Source organism: Azohydromonas lata NBRC 102462, assembly GCF_001571085.1.
Lineage (GTDB): Bacteria > Pseudomonadota > Gammaproteobacteria > Burkholderiales > Burkholderiaceae_C > Azohydromonas > Azohydromonas lata.
This window is the reverse complement of record NZ_BCTC01000296.1, coordinates 1-1,053: the sequence shown is the minus strand read 5'-3', so window position 1 is coordinate 1,053 and position 1,053 is coordinate 1. Positions and strand designations below refer to the sequence as shown.

The following is a 1,053-nucleotide window of genomic DNA, read 5'->3' as shown; positions in this document are numbered from 1 at the left end:
TTCGCGGCAACGTCTTCGGCATGACGGGCATGGGCATCGCGGTGGTGACCACCGCGGCGCTGATCCTGAAACTGGCGGAGGACCTGGGCACCGCCGGCGCTTCCGGGCTGGTGTGGGTGCTCATCGGGCTGCTGGTGGGCGGCAGCGCCGGCACCGTGATGGCCAAGCGCGTGCAGATGACCAAGATGCCCGAGCTCGTGGCCTTCATGCACTCCATGATCGGCATGGCCGCGGTGTTCATCGCCGTGGCGGCCGTCGCAGAACCTTGGGCCTTCGGCATCACCGCCAAGGGCAGCCAGATCCCGGCGGGCAACCGGCTGGAGCTGTTCCTCGGGGCGGCCATCGGTGCCATCACCTTCAGCGGCTCGGTGATTGCCTTTGGCAAGCTCTCGGGCAAGTACAAGTTCCGCCTGTTCAAGGGCGCGCCGGTGGTGTTCCCGGGGCAGCACCTGCTGAATCTCGTGCTGGGCCTGTCCACCATCGCGCTGGGGCTGGTGTTCATGTTCACCGAGAGCTGGAGCGCGTTCTTCGTGATGCTGGCGCTGTCCTTCGTGCTGGGCGTGCTGATCATCATCCCCATCGGCGGGGCCGACATGCCGGTGGTGGTGTCGATGCTCAACAGCTACTCGGGCTGGGCCGCCGCGGGCATCGGCTTCAGCCTCAACAACTCGATGCTGATCATTGCCGGCTCGCTGGTGGGCAGCTCCGGGGCGATCCTGAGCTACATCATGTGCAAGGCCATGAACCGCTCGTTCTTCAACGTGATCCTGGGCGGCTTCGGCGGGGACGCGGCTGCAGCCACGCAAGGCAGCACGGAGCAGCGCAGCGTCAAGAGCGGCAGCGCCGACGACGCGGCCTTCATCCTGGGCAACGCCGAGACGGTGGTGATCGTCCCGGGCTACGGCCTGGCCGTGGCGCGCGCACAGCACGCGGTGAAGGAACTCGCCGAGAAGCTCACGCACAAGGGCATCACGGTGAAGTACGCCATCCACCCGGTGGCCGGGCGCATGCCGGGGCACATGAACGTGCTGCTGGCGGAAGCCGAAGTGCCCT

Annotated in this window: 1 protein-coding gene; it reads left to right on the top strand. The window is 67.0% G+C overall.

What is annotated here, in order from left to right; translation table 11 throughout:
* The coding region (locus tag ALA01S_RS31180) for an NAD(P)(+) transhydrogenase (Re/Si-specific) subunit beta (RefSeq protein ID WP_066343670.1) at positions 1–1,053 on the top strand (1,053 nt) is incomplete at both ends.